Raw genomic sequence first — 22,165 nt, 5'->3', positions numbered from 1 at the left:
AACGAAACGCTTCATCGCGACCTCCGCTGATCCGCATCAGCTTAGCCGATGAACACGTTTCCACACAGGCTGGACCCAGAGGAGACCTTCGCAGGTAACGACCCAACGCAGGGGATGCGTGAGTGAGAGTGCATTGACCAACAGGCCGAAGTTCGGCGGAACTGGTGAATTGGGCAGAGAGGATTGTCACAGAGAAACGACCGGCTGAAGTAGCCGGTCGTTCAGATAGGGGGGAGCCTTAGACCCCTTCGCATCCCAGACGCTTCAGGGTCTCGTCGACCCACGGCTTCGAAACGTTGCCCTCCTGGGTCGCCGCCATGGTCTTGGCCTCGGCCGCCTGCTTGGCCTTGGCATCGACATAGATCGTGGATGTGTCACCAAAGGGCACGCAGAGCAGACCATCGTCGTCGCCAATGATCAGGTCGCCAGGCTCCACGACCATTCCATCGATGGCGATGGGCACGTTGATCTCACCTGGGCCGTCCTTGTACGGACCGCGGTGCGTCACGCCCGCGGCAAAGACGGGAAACTCGTGGGTGCGGATGTAGCCGTAGTCGCGTACCGCACCATTGATCACGATGCCCGCGAGGCCGATCTTCTCGGCATGGGCGAGCATGAGTTCGCCGATGATGGCATTGGTCAGGTCGCCTCCGGCATCGACGACGATGACGTCGCCCGACTCCGCGATCTGGAGAGCCTTGTGCACCATGAGGTTGTCACCGGGGCGGGTCTTCACGGTCAGTGCTGGGCCTGCCAAAATCCCGCCTGCGTGGAGCGGGCGCAGCCGTGGACCGGCAGCCGTCATGCGCGACATGACATCACTCACGTTGGCGACAGGCAACTCCCGAAACTGCTGCACGACGTCCGCATTGACCTTGCGCTGGCGGGGTAGGACTTTGAATCCGATTGTCACTTTAGGAACTCCCTTTTCCACGATGTTGAAATGGTTCAGGACGCGACGCGGCGATCGGCATGACCGAGCGGCGCCGTGTCGGATCAGCTAGCGTGCAGCGGATGCCGCGGCCTGGAAGGTCGGGTTCGCAACGCTTTTGAGGTCAGGACCCTCGCCATCCAGGACACTGATGACGTGGCGTGCTGCCGTCTCCGCCATGGCCCGCATGGCGCCCTTTGCGGCTCCGCCCGTATGCGGGGTCACGATGATGTTCGGGAGGGACCAGAGCGGGCTGTCCTTCGGTGGTGGCTCTTCGGCGAAGCTATCGAGGCCGGCCCCTGCGATGGTGCCATCGCGCAGGGCTTCAGCCAGCGCCGCCTCGTCGATGATGCCTCCGCGTGCCGTGTTCACGATGAAGGATGTCGGCTTCATCCGTGCGAGGCGCTCCGCATTGATGAGGTGATGTGTCTCCTTCGTCAGGGGACAATGCAGGCTGACGACGTCCGATGTCGCGATGAGCGTATCGAGATCAGTCTCGCGAACGACCTCTTGCGGCAGTTCGGCCGTGTAGGGGTCGAAGACCGTGACGGACATTCCGATCCCCTGCGCGAGGGTCGCGACCTCCTGTCCAATGGCGCCAAAGCCCACCAATCCCAGCCTTGCGCCGGCAAGATCGCGTCCGACGTAACCTGACTTGGGCCATTCGCCGCCCTTCACCGCGCGATCCAGCGGCACGATGTCCTTCATCAGGGCAATCACCAGGGCGATCGTATGCTCGGCGACCGAACGGGCATTTGCGCCGAGCGCACGAAGAACCGGTATGCCCTGCCGCGCAGCCGCCTCGAGGTCGATGTTGTTCACGCCGGTGCCATGCTTCGCGATGACCTTGAGGCGCGGTGAGGCGGCGATGACGGTCTCATCGATCTGTCCCTGCCGGACAATCAGCCCCTCGATCTGAAGATCCGCCGCGAGCTTCGCAATGTCCTCCGGCGACGCATAGGGCTTGCAGTAATGGACCTGGAGGCCGTGCGCCTCCAAGGCGGCAGTTGCCCCGCCGCCGAGGACCGAACCCGTGACGAGCACGGCCCGCCCTTGAAACGATTGCGCCCCAGTCATTGGCGCAGCTTCCTCAGGCTGATTTCCCAGCACTACCTTCTCCCCTGTCCCGGCCTGTCCCCGAATGTCGTGCAATGCGGGACCCAGGCCTCCAAAAGCTGATCGACTAAATGACTACCGCCTCACGAAATTTTCTTGCTTGACGGCCTGCTTTGACAGAAGCACATTTCTCCGGTATTTCATAGTGGCAAATGACGTTACGCAGAGTGAAACGGTCATGGCAAGGCAAGCCTTGGACATCGAAGCGCGGGAAGAAGGTGGCGTGATCGCCGTCGAGCGGGCCTTGGCCGTGCTCGATGCCTTCACTGCGGACGACCGATCCCTCAGCCTGGCGGAGCTGGCACGACGCGTCGGCCTGTCGAAGCCGACGGTTCTACGGTTCACGAAGTCACTTGCCCGGGCCGGCTATCTCGTCCGCAACGAGGATGCCACCTTCCGCCTCGGACCTAAGGTCGCCCGGCTGGGAACGCTCTACCAGGCCGGCTTCCGGATCGAGGATTACGTGCAGCCCGCACTCCGCCGTCTGGCGCAAGAGACCGGCGAGAGCGCGGCCTTCTACGTACGCGAGGGCGACATGCGAATCTGCCTGTTCCGCGTGGACTCACCGCAGTCCGTCGGCCATCACGCCCGGACCGGTGACCTGCTTCCGCTCGACCGCGGCGCGCCGGGGCGCGTGCTCCTCGCCTTCAGCGACGAACCTGGCGAATTCTATGATCGTATCCGTCGCGACTTCCATTATGCAACCTGCGGCGAACGCGATCCGCAGGTCGGCAGCATCGCGTATCCCGTGTTCAGGATCGGGCAACAGCTCGCCGGAGCCCTCGCCGTGACGGGGCCAAGGAGCCGGTTCGACAGTGAGGCGATCGCCCGCCACCTGGAGCCGCTGCGATCCATCGCCAACGAACTCACGCGACAGCTCGGCGGCAAGACCGAGGACCAGCATTCGACCCGCAGACCACGTGCACAAGCGCGCTCCTGAGGCGGATAAAACCGATCAACAGTGATCATGAGGAGAGGAAACTGTGTTGAGATTTCTTAAAACGTTTTGCATCGGTACGCTCGCAATCGGTGCCACCGCCGGCGTCGCTCATGCCGAGTGGCCGAAAGACCGTCCCATCGAGATCGTCGTGGCGTTCGCGCCGGGCGGGAGCACCGATGTCATGGCTCGCGCGATGCAGCCTTTCCTGGAGAAGGAGCTCGGCGCGAAGACAGTGATCGTCAACAAGCCCGGTGCTTCGGGCGAGATCGCCTATACCTATCTCTCCCAGGCCAAGCCGGACGGCTATACCTTCTCGTTCATCAACACGCCCGGCTACCTGTCGATGCAGGTGCAGCGCAAGCTGAGGTATGACCCGAAGAGCATCCAGGCCGTGGCACGCATCGTCGACGATCCGACGGCCTACGTCGTGAAGGCCGACTCCCCGATCAAATCGCTTAAGGACCTCGTTGACCAAGCCAAGGCGAAACCGGGGTCTGTGTCGGTCGGCAGCTCCGGCGTCGGAACCGATGACCACCTCGCGATGATCCTGCTGGGATCGGCGGCAGGGGTGTCCCTGACCCACGTGCCGTTCCCTGGGGCCGGCGAAACACGAACGGCCCTCCTCGGCGGCCACATCACGACGGGTGGCCTGAACGTCAGCGAGTTCGCGGCCGGCGACCTGAGCACCATTCGCCCGTTGGTTACGTTCGGAGACAAGCGGTCGCCCGAGGCACCGGATGTCCCGACCGCCAAGGAGCAGGGGATTGAGGTGTTCATGAGCTCGGAGCGCGGTCTGGCCGCACGCCGGGACGTGCCGGCCGACATCCGCACCAAGTTCTCCGCAGCCGTGAAGAAAGTCGTCGAGAGCCCTGAGTTCAAGGAAGAAGCCAAGAAGCTCGCTCTTCCGCTCGCCTATCTGTCGGGCGAGGAATGGGAGCAGCAGATGCCGAAGCGCCTGCAATCGTTCCAGGACATCTGGGACAAGACACCCTGGGTGCAGTAATGGCCAACCGCTCGGAACTCGGGCGGAAGGGTAACCATCCCGATCTTCTTGCTGGCCTGATTTTCATCGTCGTGGGAGCGCTCGGCCTTTGGGCCGGGCGTGACCTGAGGATGGGAACGGCCGCCATGATGGGTCCGGGTTACCTTCCGCTGATCGTCTCAGGCCTGATCCTGCTGATCGGCCTCGGGGTGACCATTATGGGTCTTCTGCGCTCCCGCGAGCCCCTCGGTGTCGTTCGCCTGCGCCCGCTCCTGATCATCCTCGTCGCGGTGGGTGGATTTGCGTATGCAGCGGGATCCCTGGGCTTTGTCATCGCGGCAGCATGGCTCATCGGTGTCGGCAGTCTCGCCGATCCCGAGTCGCGACTCCGCGAGATTGCCGCCTCCATCGTGGTGCTGACGATCTTCGGCATCCTCGTTTTCATCGTTGGACTTGGGGTTCAGATGCAGTTGGGGCCATTCTGATGGAATTCTTTGATTCACTCATTCTCGGGTTCAGCACCGCTGTCACCCCAACCAATCTTCTGTTTTGTCTCATTGGTGCCCTGCTGGGCACGCTGATCGGCGTGCTCCCAGGCATTGGTCCGACCGCAACCCTGGCAATCCTCCTGCCGATCACGTTCTTCCTGCCGCCGCTGGCAGCGCTGATCATGCTCGCCGGCATTTTCTACGGCGCGCAGTATGGAGGGTCGACGACCGCCATCCTGGTGAACCTGCCCGGTGAGGCATCATCGGTCGTCACGGCCCTCGACGGCTATCAAATGGCCAAGCAGGGCCGGGCGGGCGCGGCCTTGGCCATTGCGGCACTAGGGTCATTCTTCGCTGGCACCGTCGCGACCATTGGTCTGGCGATTGCGGGACCGACTCTGGCAGGCTTCGCGCTTTCATTTGGGCCGGCGGAGTATTTCTCGCTGACGATCTTCGGCTTGCTGTGCGCGACGGTCCTCGCGAGCGGCTCGGTGATCAAGGCCATCGGCATGATCGGCATCGGCCTTCTACTCGGCTGGGTCGGCACCGATGTGAACAGCGGATCCGAGCGCCTCACCTTCGGGGCGGTGGAGCTCTTTGACGGCATCGAGTTCGTGGTCATTGCCGTCGGCCTCTTCGGCATCTCCGAGATCATCGTCAACCTTGAAAGCCCGGAGTCCCGGGGCCTGATCGCAAGCAAGATCACCCGTCTCTGGCCGACGCGCGAGGACTTCCGCCAAGCATGGCCGGCGGTTATCCGCGGCACGGCTCTGGGAACGTTTCTCGGCATTCTTCCCGGTGGCGGGGCAACCCTGAGTGCATTTAGTGCCTATACCTTGGAGAAGAAGGTTTCCCGCAACCCGCAAGAATTCGGCAGGGGCGCAATTCAGGGGGTGGCTGGCCCGGAAGCGGCCAACAACGCCGGCGCCCAGTCGTCGTTCATTCCGTTGCTGACCCTCGGCATTCCCTCAAATGCGGTGATGGCCATGCTGCTGGGCGCCATGACAATCCATGGCATCACGCCGGGTCCATCCGTCATGCACAACCAGCCTGATCTCTTTTGGGGCCTGATCGCCAGCATGTGGATCGGCAACCTCATGCTGCTGGTTATCAACCTTCCGCTGATTGGCCTGTGGGTTAAGCTCCTGACGGTGCCGTACCGTCTCCTCTACCCGGCGATCCTTCTGTTCTGCTGCGTTGGCGTCTACAGCGTCAGCAACCGCGCCTTCGACGTCGCCCTTGCTGTCGGCTTCGGCTTCCTGGGGTACCTGTTCCGTAAAGCGAAGTGCGAGCCGGGCCCGCTCCTGCTCGGTTTCGTCCTTGGACCGTTGCTGGAGACGAACCTGCGGCGGGCGATGCTGATCTCGCAGGGAAGTCCGAGCGTCTTTATCGAGCGGCCGATCAGCCTTGCCCTGCTGATTGCCTCCGCGGCCCTGTTCGTCTTGCTGTTGGTCCCGGCCATCCGTAAGACGCGCGAGGATGCCTTCGTTGAAGAGGAAGCTTGAAACACGCCTGAGTGAAATGTTCGATTTGAGACTTGGTCCCGGCAGAGCAATCCGCGGTTGGATCCGCTGCCCTGCCTGGCGACTCGTTCGGTCCCCGGAAATTGGGGCCATGGTCCGTCTCGGTCCGTGTGAGGACTTCGCAATGGGGCGGCTGTAGCGATGCGAAACGGATGGCATGGCGTCCGCGCGGCGTTGTCCGAACCCAACTATCGCAATTTCACCATCGGCAACGTCTTCTCGCTCGTCGGTTCATGGGTTCAGCGGGTCGCACTCGGATGGCTCGTCTGGGAACTGACTGGCTCCGGGGCATGGCTCGGTGCCGTTGCCTTCGCCGACCTGTTTCCGATGGTTCTCGTCACGCCTCTGGCCGGTGCCATGGCCGACCGCTCCGACCGGTTGCGGGTTACGAGGATCAGCCAAGCTCTGCTCATGGTGCATGCCGGATTGCTCACCGTCCTCAGCGCCCTTGGCTGGCTCTCACCGTCGCTGATCCTGGGGCTGGCCCTGATCGGCGGAGTTATCACGGCCTTCAACCAGCCGTTCCGCATGGCGCTTCTTCCTGGTCTCGTCGAACGCGAGAACCTGATCAGTGCCGTTGCGGTCAATTCCATCGTGTTCAACACCGCCCGTTTCATCGGCCCTGCCATCGCGGGCCTCGTGATCGCGAAGGGCAATCTCACCCTGGCCTTCGTGATCAATTTCGGGACATTCGCGGTCTTTTCATGGACGCTTGCCCGCATTCGCCTTATCGCCCTCGACCAGGTCCCGTCCATCAGCCGCGGCTTGATGAATTCCGTTATCGAGGGCTGGCGCTTTGCCGTCGGGCATGTCGGCCTTGGCTCTATGCTCCTGATGCTGACGGTGGTTTCGTTGTGCGTCCGACCCATTCTCGAACTCATGCCGGGCTACGCAGCCCTGTTCGGGTCCGATGCGACTGGGTTTGCCCTCATGACGTCCACGACCGGTCTCGGCTCCCTGGTCGGCGCGATCTGGCTCAGCCGACAGGCTGATCCTGGGGCTCTGGCCACGATGGCACTGTCCATTGGATTGTTGATGGGCGTGGCATTGCTCGTTGCCGCTCTCGCAGATCATGAGTGGCTCGGGCTCCTTGCCCTGTTTGCATTGGGCTTCGGCATGGTGGTGAGCGGGATCGCCAATCAGACCGTGATCCAGCTCGCTGTGCCTGACCATCTGCGGGGCAGGCTTCTCGCTCTCCACAGCATGATCTTCCGCGGCGCGCCGGCCCTCGGCGCCCTGGCCATCGGGGCGCTATCCGATCTGACGGGGCTGCGGGGACCATTGTCGGTCGGAGCGGCCGTGACCTTTGCCTTCAGCGGGATCATTTATGCCCGTCGCAAGGTGGTCCTGAAGAGCCTTGATCTATGAGCACGACATCGGGTCTGGCACTCGAGGCGCCACGGTTCTTCGCCAGGACGTCGTGCCATTCCTCATTCATCAGTGATTGGAGAGAAGACTTCCATGGGAACTTCTGACACGCCGCGCGGCATGGAGCGTTCCTCGACGGACCTGGAATCCACGCCGGTCAAGGGAATCGTGAGAACGCCTCCCGCCGCTCCTCCGCGGCGCCTCCGCCAAGTTCTCGCGCTCGACGACTTCGAGATCGCGGCACGGCGGCACCTACCGCGACCGATCTTCGGGTACGTGTCAGGGGCCTCCGAGACCAATGCCTCCCTTCGCGACAACCGGTCGGCATTCGGGGAATTCGGCTTCGTCCCGCGTGTGCTGGTCGACGTGTCCAAGCGAACGCAGAAGGTCGAACTGCTCGGTCGCTCGTATGCGGCCCCGTTCGGGATCGCGCCGATGGGGATCAGTGCCCTGTCCGCCTACCGTGGCGATCTGGTCCTGGCGCGGGCAGCCGGGCAGGCGAACATCCCGATGGTGATGAGTGGGTCTTCCCTCATCCGGCTGGAGGAGGTCTCCGAGGCGAACCCTGCGGCCTGGTTCCAGGCCTATCTCCCGGGTGAACCTGACCGGATCCTCGGACTGCTCGAGCGGGTCGAGCGGGCAGGGTTCGGAACGCTCGTGCTGACCGTGGATACGGCAGTCTTGGCCAATCGCGAGAACAACGTCCGGAGCGGCTTCTCCACGCCGCTTCGGCCCAGCCTGCGCCTGGCCTGGGATGGCATGACCCGCCCGAACTGGACGCTCAACACGTTTCTGCGAACGCTGCTGAAGCACGGCATGCCGCATTTCGAGAACTCCTATGCGACACGCGGCGCGCCGATCCTGGCTAAGAGCGTGATGCGCGACTTCGGGGCCAAGGATCATCTGAACTGGAGTCATCTGGAACTGATCCGGGAACGGTGGAAGGGCCGTCTGGTGCTCAAGGGCATCATGGCCAAGGAGGATGCCTGTATCGCCCGGGACAGCGGCGTCGATGGCATTGTCGTTTCGAACCATGGCGGCCGGCAACTCGACGGGGCAGTCTCGCCCCTTCGGGTCCTGCCGGCCATTGCGGACGCTGTCGGAGATTCGATCCCCGTCATGATGGATGGCGGTGTCCGACGAGGCTCTGACGTACTGAAGGCAATCGCTCTTGGTGCGAAATTCGTCTTCGTCGGCCGCCCGTTCGTTTACGCGGCCGCGATCGGAGGCGAGGCAGGTGTCAGCCATGCCATCAACATTCTCTCGACCGAGGTCAGCCGAAACATGGGTCTTCTCGGGGTCAACGCACTCCGAGACCTGAACCCGGATCGCTTGCTACGGCTCCGTGATTCGAGTGGCGGCCCGACTTGAGAGCTTTGACCAAAGTGTCGGGTGGGAAGGTCCGCCCCTGGCGCTGAGCGGAAGTAGACCGAATGTCTTCTACGACGGCGATATCGGACGTTCTAAAACCAGCAGATCTCTTGGTTGGACCTCGCTCACACGATCTAGGGCAGGACTTCAATTATTCGTCTGAAAGCGCGTTGACGAGGTGAATTTGCTCGGATTCGTCAGTCTTGGTGACGCGCAGAAACGGATGCAAGAGCACAGGTAGCAAGGAGGGAATCGTTAACTATCCGCTCACCATGCTGAGTGGAAGGCACGTTGCCTTGTGAACACCTCCTCCTGGTTCGGGGTTAGCCAACCGAACTCCTGAAGGAAGGGCACCCGCATGATCCCGATCTCACCGCTCTGGAGCCGAGCCTCACAGGCTCCGTGTGCAGCCCTCGAGGCAAGCCCCATCCGTGTGCTCGTGGTTGAAGATGATCTCATGGTTGGCGCCGTGGCAGGCGAGGCATTGGAGGAAGTCGGGTTCGTGGTTCTGATTGCTGCGAGTGCCGAAGAGGCCGAGATCGTTCTTGGCCAGGAGGTGATCGATGTCCTGTTCACGGACATCGATCTGGGTGGGCGCGATGGCTGTGACCTCGCCTATAGAGCGCTCAAAGCACGGCCCGATCTTCCGGTCGTTCTTGCTTCGGGCCGCTCACGGAGGTGTCACGCAGGTCGTATCCCAGCGGGTGCAGCGTTTCTCGCCAAGCCTTACCGCCTGTCGCACATGATCGATGAATTACATCGTGCGGTACAGGGGCGAGCAATTTCGTAGCCATCAGCCTCGAATCCATTTCAGCACGGTCCGGTCGCCTTTCATCCCAAGGAGATATCCATGCGCATTGCTCTCACGATGCTTGCCGCCCCCTTCGTTCTGGCTTCTCCTTCTGTTGCTCAGGTACCTGCCGAGGTCGAGGCGTGGCGCCTGTCTGGCCTAGCGGCCCTCAAGGAACGATCGCCCTCCCTTGAACATCTGACCTTCGACATGGAGTCGTTGGCCATCTCGAAGGCGTCCACCCGGGTCGAGGATACGCCGATCCGCATGGTGGTCATGGGCGAGGCTTACCTTCAGCGCGAGAAGAGCGACAAGCCGAACCGCTTCGTGTGCCTCGTCAGCGACAAGGGTAAGGTCGTTCTCACCTTCTTCACCGAGCAGTAGGTCCAGACATGCGCCTCCGCCCGGCTGCGCAGTGCCGGTTACCGGCGCGCCAGGATGATCTCGGAGGTCTGTTGAGTGGGACCGCCGGGCGTGAGATTGTCCGCAACCGTGATGCGCAGTGTGCCCTGGCCGTCATTCCTGATGACCATGGCAGCCTGCGTGTCGCCATTGACCGGGCGGGGCCACTCGATCCTGAGGTTCACGGCATCGCCGCTGCGGGTGCCTGTCAGCCGAGCGGGACCGATCCGAGAGCCCGTGTAAGTGCCACGATAGGTGCCGGAGCGGGGATCATAGGTGAGATCTACACCAATCGAGCGACTGAAGATGAGGGCTGCGCGGCATGTGCCCTGCGCGCTGATCCGGTTTTCGACCGGGCTTCCGGTAACGGAGCAGGTTACCTGCCGCGGCTGAGAAGCGCCTTCGCGTTGGACCTTGCCGGAGCCGGCCCAGTTGCCGCGGAAGCGCTCAAGAAAGTCGATCTCGGCGGCTTGAAGGGGATTGCTCATGAGAGCGTTGACGATGAACGACAGGGAGGCGGCTGCGATCAGACGGGGCGCGGCTGGGCTCATGCAAGCGTTTCCTGTGATCTGCATCAACGCGAGGTCTCCGTGCGCGTTCCCCAAACCAGCGAAGCGGAGATTGAACCCGAACGGACTTCCCTTACTGGCAGATTCGGTAGCGATCGCTCGATCCGTGCCGCTCAATGTCGACGTGGAGATGATCGTCATGCGCCTCGTCCGCGCCCGGGCCCAAGATCGTCGTGAACCAGCCGCAGGCGGCGGTCCTAAGCGCTGCAAGCGCCGGATCCGGTGCGGCGCCGGCTTCCGGCTTGACCCGCAAAGCCACTCCGTTGGCGAACTCGAAGCCGGAGATGTCGATGGCAAGCCCTTCCGCGTGGGCCGAAAGCTTGCCTGTTGTGGCGCCGTTCCGGTTGCGGCATTCGAATCCGGGGCCGGTCCGGACAGCCTTGAGTTCCGTGTTCTTGAGGCCGGCCACCAGGGGAGCGACCAGATCTCCGATCCAGTGCCCGAGTTGATCGGCAAAGCGACAAGCCAGGATTGGTTCGTCCGTCAGGCGGACTGTGGGTCCCTGCCGGAACGGCACCGGAACTGCCTTCAACCGGACCGGTGCTTCGATCCGGCAGCGATCATTCGAGCTTGAAGGCTGCTCCGCCGCCTCGATGTCGAAGCCCGCCGCTTTGAGTGCAGTCAGGCACATGCCGGGATCCGTCTGAGATGGTGCCACAGCCTCGTTTGAAGGCTTCTCGGCTTGGGGGGCAGGTGTCTGTGCAGGAACGGCAGCATCACTGGGTCGCGGCGGGGGCAGAGGCGGAACCGGCTGCGCCGCTACAGTGCTTCCCCACAGCATAACCGTTATCATCAATACCTGTCGGGTCTGCACCATGCCCTCGCCGTGCTCTAAGAGGCAACGCAACGGTCACGGTTATGGTTCGTCCGGCGCTGCTTATTGCCGGGTTTCTGCAACAGATGGAAAGTGCTGTTTCTGCCGCTACGCTGAAACCAGCTCATCAGCCAACAGTTGCCCTGACTAACGTATGTTAGCCTGAACGCTCGTGTTGATGTGGCAGGCTGACGGGACAGCCCAGGGAGAAAGTAGATGCCTCACGACGCCTCAGGCGACGTGCGCCTGCCCCATGTCGCCGACGTTTGCCCGGACGTCGCGACATTCATGATCGCTAGAGCCTTTGCCGAGGTCTATCGCGATGTGCTCGTAGAACCTCTTCCTGAGCCGCTCGCGGCTATTCTGCGGCGGATGGACAGCAGTGAGGGTCAATATGACCACGATGCAGCCTGAGCCGCATATCGCCCTGATCGTCGAGGACGATCCCGATGTTCGAGAACTCGCTGCAGCCCTGCTGGAGGAAACCACGCTCGATGTCGTAGAGGTTGAGAATGCCGAAGCAGCGCTGCATTGCCTCCAGGAGCGGGGAGGGGAAGTGGCGATGATCTTTGCCGATATTCGCCTGCCCGGCACGATGGACGGCGTACAGCTTGCAAGAGCAGCCTGCACCCTCTGGCCTACGATCCGGATCGTTCTGACCTCCGGTGCCGCAAGGGATCGGCTGGACGAGTTGCCGGACTCCGTCACCTTCATTCCGAAGCCCTGGCGCGGCCTCGACGTGCTGGTCGAGGCCGACAAGGCCATACGTGAACCGCAGCCGCCGGTGGCCTGAATGAGACCTTGTGAATCCATCGCGCCACCCGTGGTCCTCCTGGTTGAGGACGAGCCATTGGTACGCATGACTGCCGCCGATGAGCTGGATGACGCCGGCTTCCGGGTGCTGGAGGCCAAGAATGCTGACGAGGCGCTGGTGGTGCTTGAAGCACACTCTGACGAGGTGCAGGTGCTGTTCACGGACGTGGACATGCCGGGATCAATGGACGGCATGGCCCTGGCCGAGCGTGTCTACCAGCGCTGGCCGCATGTGCTGCTGCTGATCTCCTCCGGCTATGCTCGGCCGCATCCTGACGAGATCCCGGATCACGACCGTTTCGTGCCCAAGCCGTATCGCGGTGAGACGCTCGTCCGGCATATCACGGAGATGATGCGGACGCTGCGGGGACCGTAAGGTTCGGTAGGGCTTTTGCCTGTGGCGTGATGGAGATCCTCAGTGACGGTTCAATACCAAGCTTCGCGTCGTGAGCGCATCGCCCGTCGCGGCAAAGGCCGCCGTGTTGTCGAAGATGCACCAAGTTTCGATCCCTGCGGCGGCATCACTCCCGATACGCTCGGCCATAGCGGCGAGATATTGCGGACTGTAGGCAGAGTAATAAATCCTGGGAGATCCGTGCAGGCGATAGTACGACATGCCACGCCAGCCACCTGGCTTGTCCGCGCTTGATACCGGGGCCGGATCGGCTGCCACCCGGGCAATCCGAAGCTCGTCGAGCAGGGCCTCGATTTCCGGCGTGAACCAGGAGGCATGGCGCGGCTCGCAGACAAGGGGGCCTTTGACGCGGCTTCGCAGCTCGCTCAGGAAGGTGTCGGCAACACCGTCTTCGAACCTCAAGCTCGGAGGCAGTTGCACCAGCAGCGGACCGAGCTTGGGTCCGAGGCCGATCACCTCCGACAGGAAACGGTCCAGCAGTTCATTGGCGTCTTTGAGACGGTGCTCGTGGGTGATGGCCTTCGGGACCTTCACGGCAAAGCGGAAACTCTCCGGCACCGACGCGGCCCAGCGCTCGTAGGTGGTCGTTCGATGCGGGCTGTAGAACGAGGAGTTGATCTCAACCGCGTTGAGGATGGCACTGTAGCGCTCAAGGTGGGATCCCGCGACTGGGAAGGGGGCCGCATGCTCCTTCGGAATGCTCCAGGCAGCCGTGCCAATCCGGACCATGGGAGTGGCTCCGTCGGTGGTGGTACCGAGCCTGCGAGGTTTCGGGTGGTCGGGATCGGAAATGTCGTCCATACCCTCTCATCGACAAAGCTAACATCCGTTCCGCGTTGACGGGGTTCATGGGCAGCCCCTGATCAGTCGAACGGCTTTGCTGTGCCAACGCCGTCTGCCGAAAGGGCGTTCCGTCCACAGACCAATACCCACAGACCAATACATTGAAACGCTAGCCAAGAGCTTGCTTCCGACCTGGGACGGAAGGTCGTTCTATGCTGATATCATCGTTGCAAACGTCACGAAATTATTCGTGCATTTCGGCTCAGGAGATGCGTCTTGGCCTTGCTTGGAGTCGCCGTCGCCAACTGGCGGCGCTAGGCGGGACGTAGACGTCGCTATTTGAAATCACGGGTAGCCACCTTGATCGCGGGGACACTCTCTCGAGTTTGCTCACGGACGTCCGAGCAAGCTGCCGTCTCCGCCGAGCCAATCCTTAGCCTGTCCCGGGAGCCGATCTTACTCTCGTCCCCACGCCCGCTCCTCAGACGCAATTCGCCGTCTCGGTCCGCGACCGAGCGCAGGAGGTCGGAGAGGTCGAGGAAATGCTCGGCGATGAGGTGGGTAACGCCGCCTTCGCGCTGGAGTCGGCCCCGGCAGCCGATCATCCCTGACGACAGGATCATCCGACGGTGCTTCTCGAACACAGCCGACCAAATCACGAGGTTGGCGACATCAGTCTCGTCCTCGATGGTCATGAATGTCACGCCCTTGGCCGAGCCCGGCTTCTGCCGCACCAGAACAAGGCCTGCCACCGTGACCCGCTGCCCGTCCCGGGCGCGGTGTAGATCCTCGCATGTACTGATCCGGCGCCCGGTTAGCTCCTGTCTCAGGAAAGAGACGGGGTGCCGGCGCAAGGTCAAGCCCTTCGAGCGGTAGTCATCGACGACCTCGCGGCCCTCGGTCATCGGGACGAGCTCGACTTCCGGCTCAACGAGCTCAGGTCTGATCATCTGGTCCCGCTCGTCGGCGGCCGCGAACAGCGGCATCACCTCATCCGAGAGACCCTCGATAATCCAGAGCGCGTCCCGTCGATTGACGCCAAGTGAGCCGTAGGCGTCGGCCTCGGCTAGGTGCCTGAGCGCCTTGACCGGGATTCCAGTGCGCCGCCAGAGATCCTCAATGGAGATGTAGGGCTGCTCGGCACGCATGATTGGGATCAGGCCACCATCCGTGTTGGCCAGCCCATGCACCATCCTGAGGCCGAGCCGGACGGCAAAACGCTTCGGGTTCCGGGTCGTCTCCAGCGTGCAGTCCCAACGGGAATGGTTGACGTCGACGGGCCGCACTTCGATCCCATGTGCCTGCGCATCCAGCACCAGTTGGGCGGGCGCGTAGAAGCCCATAGGCTGAGAATTGAGGATCGCGCAGCAGAACACGTCCGGATGGTGGCACTTCATCCAGGACGAGGCATAGGCGATCTTGGCAAAGCTCGCCGCATGGCTCTCTGGGAAACCATACGATCCGAAGCCCTCCAACTGCTTGAAGGTACGCTCGGCGAAGGCAGCATCGTAGCCGCGGGCTGTCATGCCGGCGATCAGCTTGTCCCTGAACTTCGACACGCCGGCAGTGAACTTGAAAGTCGCCATGGCGCGCCGGAGCTGGTCGGCTTCGGACGGCGTGAACCCCGCGCACTCGATCGCCACACGCATGGCCTGCTCCTGGAATAGCGGCACACCGAGCGTCTTCTCCAGCACGCGCTGCAATTCCGGCCGTGGATACTCGGGCTTCTCACGACCTTCGCGGCGACGCAGATAGGGATGGACCATGTCGCCCTGGATCGGACCGGGGCGGACGATCGCCACCTGAATGACGATGTCGTAGAAGGTTTTGGGCCTCATCCGCGGCAGCATTGCCATCTGGGCGCGGCTCTCGATCTGGAAGGTGCCGACCGTGTCGGCCTTCTGGATCATGGCGTAGGTCGCCTTGTCCTCGCCCGGGATCGTGGCGATGTCGTAGCTCTCGCCCTTGTGCTCGCGCAGGAGACCGAAGGCTCTGCGCATGCAGCCCAGCATGCCCAGCCCCAGCACATCTACCTTCATGAACTTCAGCGTGTCGATGTCGTTCTTGTCCCACTCGATGACTTGGCGATTCTCCATGGCGGCTGGTTCGATGGGGACTAAATCGTCGAGCCGATCCTGCGTGAGGACGAAGCCCCCCGGGTGCTGGGAGAGGTGGCGCGGCGCCCCGATGAGCTCGGAAGCCAATTCCAGCGTCATCCGCAGGCGCGGATCGTCGAGGTTGAGGTTGAGCTCCTTGGCTTCGTTGTTCGACACACCATCATTGCCCCAACCCCAGACGAGGCTGGCTAGCCCCGCCGTCACATCCTCGGGAACACCAAGCGCCTTGCCGACCTCGCGCACAGCGCCCCGGGCGCGGTAGCAGGAGACGACGGCCGTCAGCGCCGCGCGATGCCGGCCATAGGTGTCGTAGATCCATTGGATCACCTCCTCGCGACGCTCATGCTCGAAGTCGACATCGATGTCCGGCGGCTCGCGGCGCTCCTGCGAGACGAAGCGCTCGAACAGCAGATCGTGCTCGGTCGGGTTGATCGAGGTGATGCCGAGCACGAAGCAGACGGCGGAGTTCGCAGCCGAACCGCGTCCCTGGCACAGGATGCCGCGCTCCTTGGCGAACGAGACGATGGCATGGACCGTGAGGAAGTAAGAGGCATAGTCGAGTTCCTCGATCAGCCGCAGTTCATGGCGACAAGTGGCGGCAACAACATCTGGAATGCCTTCGGGGTACCTGCGTCCGGCTCCCTCCCAGGTCAGGCGCTCCAGCTTGTCCTGTGCCGTCTCGCCTGGCTCCGTCTCGGAGGGGTACTGGTAGCGCAGCTCGTCGAGCGAGAAGGTGCAGCGGTCGAGGATCTCCTGGACACGTCGAAAGGCTTCCAGATGACGCTCGAAGAGACGCTCCATTTCAACCGGGTCCTTGAGGTAGCGGTCGGCATGGCGCTCGAGCCGGTAGCCGGCGTCGTCGATGGTACATCCCTCCCGAATGCAGGAGACCACATCCTGCAAGCGGCGACGCTCGGGGTGATGGTAGAGGACGTCGCCCATGGCAATGGTCGGTACCTGGGCTACCTGCGCTGCCTGTTCGATGGCATGAAGGCGCAGATGCTCATTGGGGGCAAAGCGCCGGATCAGCGCCATGTAGGCACGGTTGCCGAAGGTTGCTTTGAGACGTGCAAGGTTTTGGTCGAGGACACTGTCGACCTCATCGCCCAGCAGAATGGCGAGGAGACCCTTGTTCCAGGCCACCACATCATCCCAGACAAGATGGCACTTGCCCTTGCCGCCGCGGCTCTTGCCGAGGCTGAGCAGCCGGCACAGCCTGGAATAGCCCGCGCGATCCGTCGGGTAGACGAGCAGCGACGTGCCGTCGGTCAGATCGAGCCGGCATCCGACGACAAGGCGGACTCCTGTCTCGCGCGACGCCTCGTAGGCGCGCACGATTCCGGCCAAGGAGTTGCGGTCGGTGATGCCGAGCGCCGTGATGCCGAGGAGCTTGGCCTGCTCGAACAGCTCCCGCGGGCTCGAGGCACCGCGCAGGAAACTGAAGTGGGTTGTGACCTGGAATTCAGCATACATAGGAGAGATGACCTTGTGTCACGAGAAGAAACCGTGCATCCACCAGCGCCCGCCATCGGCGGTGGGTGCGTCGCGGAAGATCCAGAAGCGGCCGCCTTGCTCGGTCTCGACGCGGTAGTAGTCCCGGGCGGCTGAGCCCTTGTCGCCGTTCCACCATTCCGGTGTGATGCGCTCGGGTCCATCGGCCTTGGCAACTGTGTGCCGGACCTTGCGCCAGACGAAGAAGCGCGGCGGGTGATCAGGGAGGAGGGCGGTAGCGACTACGGGCTCCGGCGGATTGAGCAGGCGCGTGGGCCGAGGCAGGTTCTCTGGCCAGACCGAGCCTGTGGGCGGCGCGAGCGCCGGGATCCGGCGCACCATGCGCTCGGGCACGAGGCTTGGGACGGGTGCAAGGCGGTAGACGCGTCTCATGCCGATGCGAGCGCCGAGCCGATCGACGAGCTGGCCCATGTCCGCTTCCTCAGCTTCCGCGTCACCAAGGCCACGGACCTGGGTTTGCGTCTCCGTCAGAGGCTCTACCTTGCTCGCTACAAGGACGATCTCCTCGATGCCGAACCCAGGATCAATGGTCTGGAGCCGCTCGTCGAACAGCTTGGCAAGATGAGCTGCGTCCCTGTTGGCCCTGGCTGTGCCGATCCGTATACAGGCGCTCTTCTGATCGACGCGCTGAAACAGGAGGTCGAGACGGCGGACGCCTTCGCTGCGGCGTTCCAGTTGACGGCACAGATCTTTGGCAAGCCGCAGCAGCACGCTCTTGAGATCTTCAAGCCGGGCGATCGGCTCTGCGAAGGCACACGATGCTGTCGGCGTTTCCTTGGGGATCAGCGGGGTGATGGGCTCAAAGGCATGCCCAAGCGCCTGATCGAGCCGCAGCGCGACGTCGCGGCCAAAGCGCCGGACCAGCGGCGCACGCGGCATGGCAGCCAACTGGCCGACACGCTCGATGCCGAGCCGATGCAGGGCACTGAGCTTGTCGGCGGCGATGCGCAAACCTCGGATTGACAAGGTCGCCACAGCATCCACCGTCCGGCCTGTCGGCACGACGCCGCCGGCTCCATAGCGGGCCACAGCCCAAGCCGCCCCCGGGGCATCGGCGACAGCCGCTTTGGCGGCAATGCCTTGTCGCGTTATACGGCTGGTCAAATCAGCGAGCAGCTCCTCCTCGCTGCCGAAGAGGTGCGCCACGCCGGCGATATCGATCCACAGCCCGTCCGGCCGATCGGGCGCCACCACGGGCGAGTAGCCGATGGCCCAGCGCGCCAGCTCCCGCAACGAGGCCTCATCCTCGTCCGGGGCGGCTTCAACCGCATGCAGGTTCGGCACCAGGGCCTGGGCTTGAGCCAGCGCCATGCCGACATGCAGACCTGTCTCCTGTGCAGCCGCGCAGGCTGCACGGACGACGCGGCGCGATCCGACCGTATGCACGGTCACCAGCGGCTCATGACGCGGCGGCTCGCCGGTCCGCCGCCTGATCCGATCGGTCGGCCAAGTCGGCAGGTAGAGCGAGACGACCCTTCGCATCGCAGGCCTCCAGAATCCAGGTACGGGGTTCGACGCCTCGGCAGCGCAGGAGTTCGACTTGCCAGCGCTCCCGTCCAAGGCCAGGCGCAGGCATGAGTTCGGACGGAGCAGGGGCGATGCGCCAGCGGGTCACGGCGGCCGTCGGCAGCTGAACGAGATCTTTCTCGGCCAATGTCCACCAGCGCCGGATGACGAGAGCGGTCACGCCCGTGGCTTCAGCCGCCAGTTGCAGACGGCGCGAGGCGATGAGGCTCATGCGCGTGACCTCGCCGACCACGGCAGCCAGTCCCTTCTCGCGCAGGCCTTCCTCGATCAGCGGCAGGATCTCGCGCTCCCGCTCGGCCTCGGCATAGATGACGCGATCGGGATGCAGACCGGCGCGCAGGAGACCGGGCGCGAACAGGTCCCGGCGCGTCAGGCACCAGAGCACGGGTCCCTTGAGACGGGCCGCGATCCCTGCGGTGAAGAGCGTGGTGCTGCCGGCGAACTCGGAGGCGAGGCCGGCCTCGATCATCTCGTGCAGAGCACCCCGGGCGAGGCCGCCGGGCAGGTGCTCATCGAGAGCGCGAAGACCGAAAGGCAAAGGCTTGGTCTTGTGTGACCCGCCCTCGAACCGAGCAATCTGCAGCCGCAAATCGGCAAGCCTGTCCTGTTGCCCGGGGTTCATGGAAGCCGTGCCGAAGCCAAATCTGTTGTTGATGATGTTCCTATTATGTTCTCGTTCGAGGATGAGTCAAATACACGCAGGAGTAGCTGTGAATTGTGAGGAGAAGAGTGTTGCAAATTAATAGCCGTACGTCGGCTTACTCAAAGTACCTAAGGTGGACTAACGCATTCTGTCGGCTTGTTCGTTCGAGATTTCGGGACATTCTCTTAGTAAGCTGTGGCGATTGGCTTGGGATCTGCTCTAAGATTCTGTCCCACAAGTCACATTGCGTTTGTGCTGAGTAACATAGGGTGTATCAATGATAGGCTGACTATAACTCTCTGAGTTCCTCCAAATTATACTTTGAAGAGGAGCGTTGATCGTGCGGTACCTAAGTTGGGTTATTGCCATCATTGTGATCATGGGAGCGGCTGTACGCTCTCATGCATTGGACGTTCAGGTCGTAGTAAGTGCTCCTTTCGACGCCCCCACTCGAGCGCTGATTGATCAACTGAAGACAGGTCCCGAGCTTCATAATATCGGTATAGATGTTGAGGAGATCAATGCTGCGCCAAGCACGATTATAGATTTAGTGAAGACTGCTGATCAGGGTCAATTGCGACTTGGTTTAGTCACACTGGACCAGCTCATTCGAACCGGTCCCGGAAGCAAATCTGTGCTTGCGGCTGCTCTCATACAGCCTGGTCAATTTCCAGATACCCGAGACCTCTTTGATCTCCAGGATACTCCTTTGGGAGAAGCCGTATTGGCCGAGATTGCACAAGACCGATCACTGGTGCCATTAAGCTATTGGAGCCGAGGGCAAACATCTATCTTATCGAACTCACCAATTCGCTCTGCTGAAGATCTTCGTGGGAGAAAGGTAGAGCCGATATTGACATCACCAGCAGCTGCTCAGACTATGATAGCACTGGGTGTTTCTGTGGTCACAACACCATTTGCAGAGCTACATACTGCTCTCCAGCGCGGTGTCATTGATGGCGCTGAAACTTCTCCTGGGACTACACAATCATCTCTTGGTGCTACACAATGGATCGCAACCCGGCACCGACCCTTGATCGGATTGATAGTGACTGGAGCTCAGTCATGGGAGAGGCTTACAGAACAGCAGAGGAGAGTGCTTTCGAAGGCCGTTCAGTCTGCCGATCGAAGTGCTCGAGAGGTTGCTCTGAAGGCCGAAGCGGAAACTGAGTGGCTCGCTGCAAGTAAGAATCTCCAGATCATCAATATTGCGAAAGCGGATCCAGGAGGCTTCCTTCGAGCGAGCGAGGCCGCCCTACCAGTACAGTTTGGGCCCGCGGCACAAGATGCGCTGACTGATATTCGTGCAACGCGAGACCTGGTTAATCAAATCCGCAGCAGCGTTCGTCCGTCAGACGGGAATGACCAGAAAATTAAACAGCCGCAGAAGAGAGGGGATACAACACAAGAAGTACCTATCGTTGTTGTCACAGATCGACCCGATGAGCACGCGTCAAATGTTCAAGATCGTTTTGGTAGCCGAGTCGTCGATGATGTCACAATCACTTGCGGGCAGATCACCTATCAACCTGAGGAGGCGCAAAACCTCGGAGTTGTACATACAGGTGAGATAGGCTTGAAGCCGGACAATTTGCCTACAGGCTTGGAAACTTGTGCTCAGTTCGTAGAGAGCATTTTGCAAATTAGTGGCCGCTCGCGGGTATTACTTTTCATCCATGGATATAAGAATTCGTTCGACGACGCCGTTAGAAGGTCGATCACGATGGCGAACGACATTGACTTCGATGGTGTCGTCCTCGTTTGGAGCTGGCCCTCAGATGCAGCATTAAGCTCTTATGCTCGTGACGAGGATGCAGTGCGAAGAAGTCAACACTATGTCGCTTCATTATCGAAACAAGTTGTGCAACTCCAGCAATTGAAGCGGTTCGATATTCTGGATCACAGTATGGGAAGCCGAATAAGCCTAAATGTGCTCGAGGCTTTACATGACTCTCCGCATCGGCATCGAGTTGGGACGATCATTCTCGCCGCGGCCGACGAAACCAAAGGCATCGTCAGGGATGTTTTGACCAGGATACAGGCTGCCCAATCTCCGATTACACGTATGCGTACCCTCTATGCCGCAAAGTACGACCGAGCTCTGCAGGTCTCGAGATTTATTCACAAAATGGATAGAGCTGGCAGCGGAGGCAGCTCTATTATGGTCCTTGACGGGCTCGATAGTGTCGATGCGTCAGAGATTGAAGCTGGTTTTCTAGGATCTCTGTTCACGATGTCACACTCGACAGTTTTTGATGTTCCTGGCGCGATCAAAGATCTCAAGAAGCATCTCATGGAAGACAAGAATGCGGCACAAAGGGAACTAGTTCGCCGTGATCGGGAAAATCTTCCTTTTTGGATTATACCGTCACTCACAAACCAATAACTTCTTGTCCCGATTAAAAGATGAATCGGACAGGGAGTGCTCGAACAGTGCGCGTCGCACCGCATGAACCGCTAGTTGCGATCATTTGAAGGGGTCGGAAATGTGAATGCATTCTTTGCCCTACGCTTCCGTAAGGTCGCAGTATGACCCTTGCTCTCAGAAAACCTGGTGATCGCATCAGAAGCGCCCCGTTTTTATGGTGGTTGCCAAGCGAACAGAGTTATGCTGATCTGTGCACACCTGACCTGAGGTGAGGAAACCCCTAGCGTGATGCCAAGGTGCCGTATGTAGGGTCATTGTGAGGGCGTGACGCCCGATGGGTTCGAGCTGGGCTGCCGTGCAGCGCTCGAGATATCCATCGTCGCGGAGCGCTTTTTTGTGTCGGCTGCTCCACGGCAATCAGGAGCGGCTTTGATGCCTCATTCCAAACCTCTGTCCTCTGCGGGTCAGACGATCTCTGCCGATTTGCGCATCGAGCAGTGTGCCATTACCTCTCTCATCCCATCCAAGCGCAATGCGCGCACCCACTCCAAAAAGCAGATCCATCAGATCGCCGCCTCCATCCAGGAGTTCGGCTTTACCAATCCGGTGCTGGTGGGTAAGCGATGTTCTCAGGCCACGGCCTTGAGGTCCGGCGTGGTGGCATAGGCCCACGGCAGCAGATCATCGATCTGG

General features: G+C 61.6%; 20 protein-coding genes and 1 pseudogene. 13 read left to right on the top strand and 8 right to left on the bottom strand.

The annotated features are described in order from the left end of the window. Window positions 1-238: 238 nt before the first annotated feature. Window positions 239-913, bottom strand: a complete 675-nt coding sequence (locus ILT44_RS27275) for an RraA family protein (RefSeq protein WP_204242757.1) — start codon at window positions 911-913, stop codon at window positions 239-241. 87 nt (window positions 914-1,000) lie between these two features. Then, window positions 1,001-2,008, bottom strand: a complete 1,008-nt coding sequence (locus ILT44_RS27270; RefSeq protein ID WP_204242756.1) for a hydroxyacid dehydrogenase — start codon at window positions 2,006-2,008, stop codon at window positions 1,001-1,003. Window positions 2,009-2,225: 217 nt separating this feature from the next. On the opposite strand from ILT44_RS27270, the gene ILT44_RS27265 reads away from it, so the two are divergent. The 8 genes from ILT44_RS27265 to ILT44_RS27230 all read left to right on the top strand — a co-directional run bounded on the left by ILT44_RS27265 (window position 2,226) and on the right by ILT44_RS27230 (window position 9,893). Next, window positions 2,226-2,987 carry an IclR family transcriptional regulator gene (locus ILT44_RS27265; protein ID WP_204242755.1) on the top strand — a complete coding sequence of 254 codons (762 nt, stop codon included), beginning with the start codon at window positions 2,226-2,228 and terminating at the stop codon, window positions 2,985-2,987. A 43-nt stretch (window positions 2,988-3,030) separates the two neighbouring features. Further along, complete coding sequence (locus ILT44_RS27260; RefSeq protein WP_307826701.1) at window positions 3,031-3,990, top strand: tripartite tricarboxylate transporter substrate binding protein; 960 nt, start codon at window positions 3,031-3,033, stop codon at window positions 3,988-3,990. Beyond that, entirely contained in the window at window positions 3,990-4,454 is a 465-nt protein-coding gene (locus ILT44_RS27255) for a tripartite tricarboxylate transporter TctB family protein (RefSeq protein WP_204242753.1), read from the top strand. The genes ILT44_RS27260 and ILT44_RS27255 overlap by 1 nt, the downstream gene beginning before the upstream one ends. Beyond that, on the top strand, window positions 4,454-5,962 hold the full coding sequence (locus ILT44_RS27250) for a tripartite tricarboxylate transporter permease (RefSeq protein ID WP_204242752.1): 1,509 nt from the start codon (window positions 4,454-4,456) through the stop codon (window positions 5,960-5,962). The genes ILT44_RS27255 and ILT44_RS27250 overlap by 1 nt, the downstream gene beginning before the upstream one ends. Window positions 5,963-6,121: 159 nt before the next feature. Beyond that, entirely contained in the window at window positions 6,122-7,348 is a 1,227-nt protein-coding gene (locus ILT44_RS27245) for an MFS transporter (protein WP_204242751.1), read from the top strand. Window positions 7,349-7,441: 93 nt separating this feature from the next. Beyond that, complete coding sequence (locus ILT44_RS27240; RefSeq protein ID WP_204242750.1) at window positions 7,442-8,719, top strand: alpha-hydroxy acid oxidase; 1,278 nt, start codon at window positions 7,442-7,444, stop codon at window positions 8,717-8,719. Between the two features lie 358 nt (window positions 8,720-9,077). Continuing rightward, on the top strand, window positions 9,078-9,509 hold the full coding sequence (locus ILT44_RS27235; protein ID WP_204242749.1) for a response regulator: 432 nt from the start codon (window positions 9,078-9,080) through the stop codon (window positions 9,507-9,509). Between the two features lie 60 nt (window positions 9,510-9,569). Beyond that, window positions 9,570-9,893, top strand: coding sequence for a hypothetical protein (locus ILT44_RS27230; protein WP_204242748.1), 324 nt, complete (start codon window positions 9,570-9,572; stop codon window positions 9,891-9,893). A gap of 38 nt (window positions 9,894-9,931) precedes the next feature. On the opposite strand, the gene ILT44_RS27225 is transcribed toward ILT44_RS27230, so the two are convergent. Both ILT44_RS27225 and ILT44_RS27220 read right to left on the bottom strand, forming a co-directional pair. Beyond that, window positions 9,932-10,462 carry a hypothetical protein gene (locus ILT44_RS27225; protein ID WP_204242747.1) on the bottom strand — a complete coding sequence of 177 codons (531 nt, stop codon included), beginning with the start codon at window positions 10,460-10,462 and terminating at the stop codon, window positions 9,932-9,934. 91 nt (window positions 10,463-10,553) lie between these two features. Then, window positions 10,554-11,111 carry an extensin-like domain-containing protein gene (locus ILT44_RS27220; RefSeq protein WP_204242746.1) on the bottom strand — a complete coding sequence of 186 codons (558 nt, stop codon included), beginning with the start codon at window positions 11,109-11,111 and terminating at the stop codon, window positions 10,554-10,556. Window positions 11,112-11,510: 399 nt separating this feature from the next. Here ILT44_RS27220 and ILT44_RS27215 point away from each other — a divergent pair, with 399 nt between their 5' ends. From ILT44_RS27215 to ILT44_RS27205, 3 genes are read left to right on the top strand one after another with little or no spacing between them, the layout of a single operon-like run. Continuing rightward, the gene (locus ILT44_RS27215; RefSeq protein ID WP_204242745.1) at window positions 11,511-11,708 is read left to right on the top strand and encodes a hypothetical protein; all 198 of its coding nucleotides are present in this window, start codon (window positions 11,511-11,513) and stop codon (window positions 11,706-11,708) included. Continuing rightward, on the top strand, window positions 11,689-12,087 hold the full coding sequence (locus tag ILT44_RS27210) for a response regulator (RefSeq protein WP_204242744.1): 399 nt from the start codon (window positions 11,689-11,691) through the stop codon (window positions 12,085-12,087). The genes ILT44_RS27215 and ILT44_RS27210 overlap by 20 nt, the downstream gene beginning before the upstream one ends. Then, entirely contained in the window at window positions 12,088-12,483 is a 396-nt protein-coding gene (locus tag ILT44_RS27205) for a response regulator (RefSeq protein ID WP_204242743.1), read from the top strand. A 39-nt stretch (window positions 12,484-12,522) separates the two neighbouring features. On the opposite strand, the gene ILT44_RS27200 is transcribed toward ILT44_RS27205, so the two are convergent. From ILT44_RS27200 to ILT44_RS27185, 4 genes are all read right to left on the bottom strand, one after another. Then, on the bottom strand, window positions 12,523-13,251 hold the full coding sequence (locus ILT44_RS27200) for a DUF72 domain-containing protein (RefSeq protein WP_239468579.1): 729 nt from the start codon (window positions 13,249-13,251) through the stop codon (window positions 12,523-12,525). A 389-nt stretch (window positions 13,252-13,640) separates the two neighbouring features. Next, window positions 13,641-16,895: an error-prone DNA polymerase gene (locus ILT44_RS27195; RefSeq protein ID WP_204242741.1), complete on the bottom strand. Its 3,255-nt coding sequence runs from the start codon at window positions 16,893-16,895 to the stop codon at window positions 13,641-13,643. Between the two features lie 18 nt (window positions 16,896-16,913). Next, window positions 16,914-18,416 carry a DUF6504 family protein gene (locus ILT44_RS27190; RefSeq protein WP_204242740.1) on the bottom strand — a complete coding sequence of 501 codons (1,503 nt, stop codon included), beginning with the start codon at window positions 18,414-18,416 and terminating at the stop codon, window positions 16,914-16,916. Then, complete coding sequence (locus ILT44_RS27185; RefSeq protein ID WP_204242739.1) at window positions 18,334-19,083, bottom strand: ImuA family protein; 750 nt, start codon at window positions 19,081-19,083, stop codon at window positions 18,334-18,336. The genes ILT44_RS27190 and ILT44_RS27185 overlap by 83 nt, the downstream gene beginning before the upstream one ends. Window positions 19,084-19,444: 361 nt before the next feature. Between ILT44_RS27185 and dctP the strand changes: the two genes are divergently transcribed. Beyond that, window positions 19,445-21,490, top strand: a complete 2,046-nt coding sequence (dctP, locus tag ILT44_RS27180) for a TRAP transporter substrate-binding protein DctP (protein WP_204242738.1) — start codon at window positions 19,445-19,447, stop codon at window positions 21,488-21,490. A 465-nt stretch (window positions 21,491-21,955) separates the two neighbouring features. Continuing rightward, window positions 21,956-22,087, top strand: a pseudogene (locus tag ILT44_RS32150) (ParB N-terminal domain-containing protein); the annotation flags it as partial. Window positions 22,088-22,165 lie beyond the last annotated feature (78 nt).

It is taken from the genome of Microvirga arvi, from assembly GCF_016892765.1.
In the GTDB taxonomy this organism is placed as follows: Bacteria; Pseudomonadota; Alphaproteobacteria; order Rhizobiales; family Beijerinckiaceae; genus Microvirga; species Microvirga arvi.
The sequence above is the reverse complement of the archived record's forward strand: the minus strand, read 5'-3'. Positions and strand labels throughout refer to the sequence as shown.

Bases quoted from the DNA above. Each gene is read 5' to 3' on its own strand.
- ILT44_RS27270 (WP_204242756.1), bottom strand. From the start codon at position 2,008: ATGACTGGGGCGCAATCGTTTCAAGGGCGGGCCGTGCTCGTCACGGGT.
- ILT44_RS27265 (WP_204242755.1), top strand. From the start codon at position 2,226: ATGGCAAGGCAAGCCTTGGACATCGAAGCGCGGGAAGAAGGTGGCGTG.
- ILT44_RS27255 (WP_204242753.1), top strand. From the start codon at position 3,990: ATGGCCAACCGCTCGGAACTCGGGCGGAAGGGTAACCATCCCGATCTT.
- ILT44_RS27250 (WP_204242752.1), top strand. From the start codon at position 4,454: ATGGAATTCTTTGATTCACTCATTCTCGGGTTCAGCACCGCTGTCACC.
- ILT44_RS27245 (WP_204242751.1), top strand. From the start codon at position 6,122: ATGCGAAACGGATGGCATGGCGTCCGCGCGGCGTTGTCCGAACCCAAC.
- ILT44_RS27240 (WP_204242750.1), top strand. From the start codon at position 7,442: ATGGGAACTTCTGACACGCCGCGCGGCATGGAGCGTTCCTCGACGGAC.
- ILT44_RS27235 (WP_204242749.1), top strand. From the start codon at position 9,078: ATGATCCCGATCTCACCGCTCTGGAGCCGAGCCTCACAGGCTCCGTGT.
- ILT44_RS27230 (WP_204242748.1), top strand. From the start codon at position 9,570: ATGCGCATTGCTCTCACGATGCTTGCCGCCCCCTTCGTTCTGGCTTCT.
- ILT44_RS27225 (WP_204242747.1), bottom strand. From the start codon at position 10,462: ATGAGCCCAGCCGCGCCCCGTCTGATCGCAGCCGCCTCCCTGTCGTTC.
- ILT44_RS27220 (WP_204242746.1), bottom strand. From the start codon at position 11,111: ATGTGCCTGACTGCACTCAAAGCGGCGGGCTTCGACATCGAGGCGGCG.
- ILT44_RS27215 (WP_204242745.1), top strand. From the start codon at position 11,511: ATGCCTCACGACGCCTCAGGCGACGTGCGCCTGCCCCATGTCGCCGAC.
- ILT44_RS27210 (WP_204242744.1), top strand. From the start codon at position 11,689: ATGACCACGATGCAGCCTGAGCCGCATATCGCCCTGATCGTCGAGGAC.
- ILT44_RS27205 (WP_204242743.1), top strand. From the start codon at position 12,088: ATGAGACCTTGTGAATCCATCGCGCCACCCGTGGTCCTCCTGGTTGAG.
- ILT44_RS27200 (WP_239468579.1), bottom strand. From the start codon at position 13,251: ATGGTCCGGATTGGCACGGCTGCCTGGAGCATTCCGAAGGAGCATGCG.
- ILT44_RS27195 (WP_204242741.1), bottom strand. From the start codon at position 16,895: ATGTATGCTGAATTCCAGGTCACAACCCACTTCAGTTTCCTGCGCGGT.
- ILT44_RS27190 (WP_204242740.1), bottom strand. From the start codon at position 18,416: ATGCGAAGGGTCGTCTCGCTCTACCTGCCGACTTGGCCGACCGATCGG.
- ILT44_RS27185 (WP_204242739.1), bottom strand. From the start codon at position 19,083: ATGAACCCCGGGCAACAGGACAGGCTTGCCGATTTGCGGCTGCAGATT.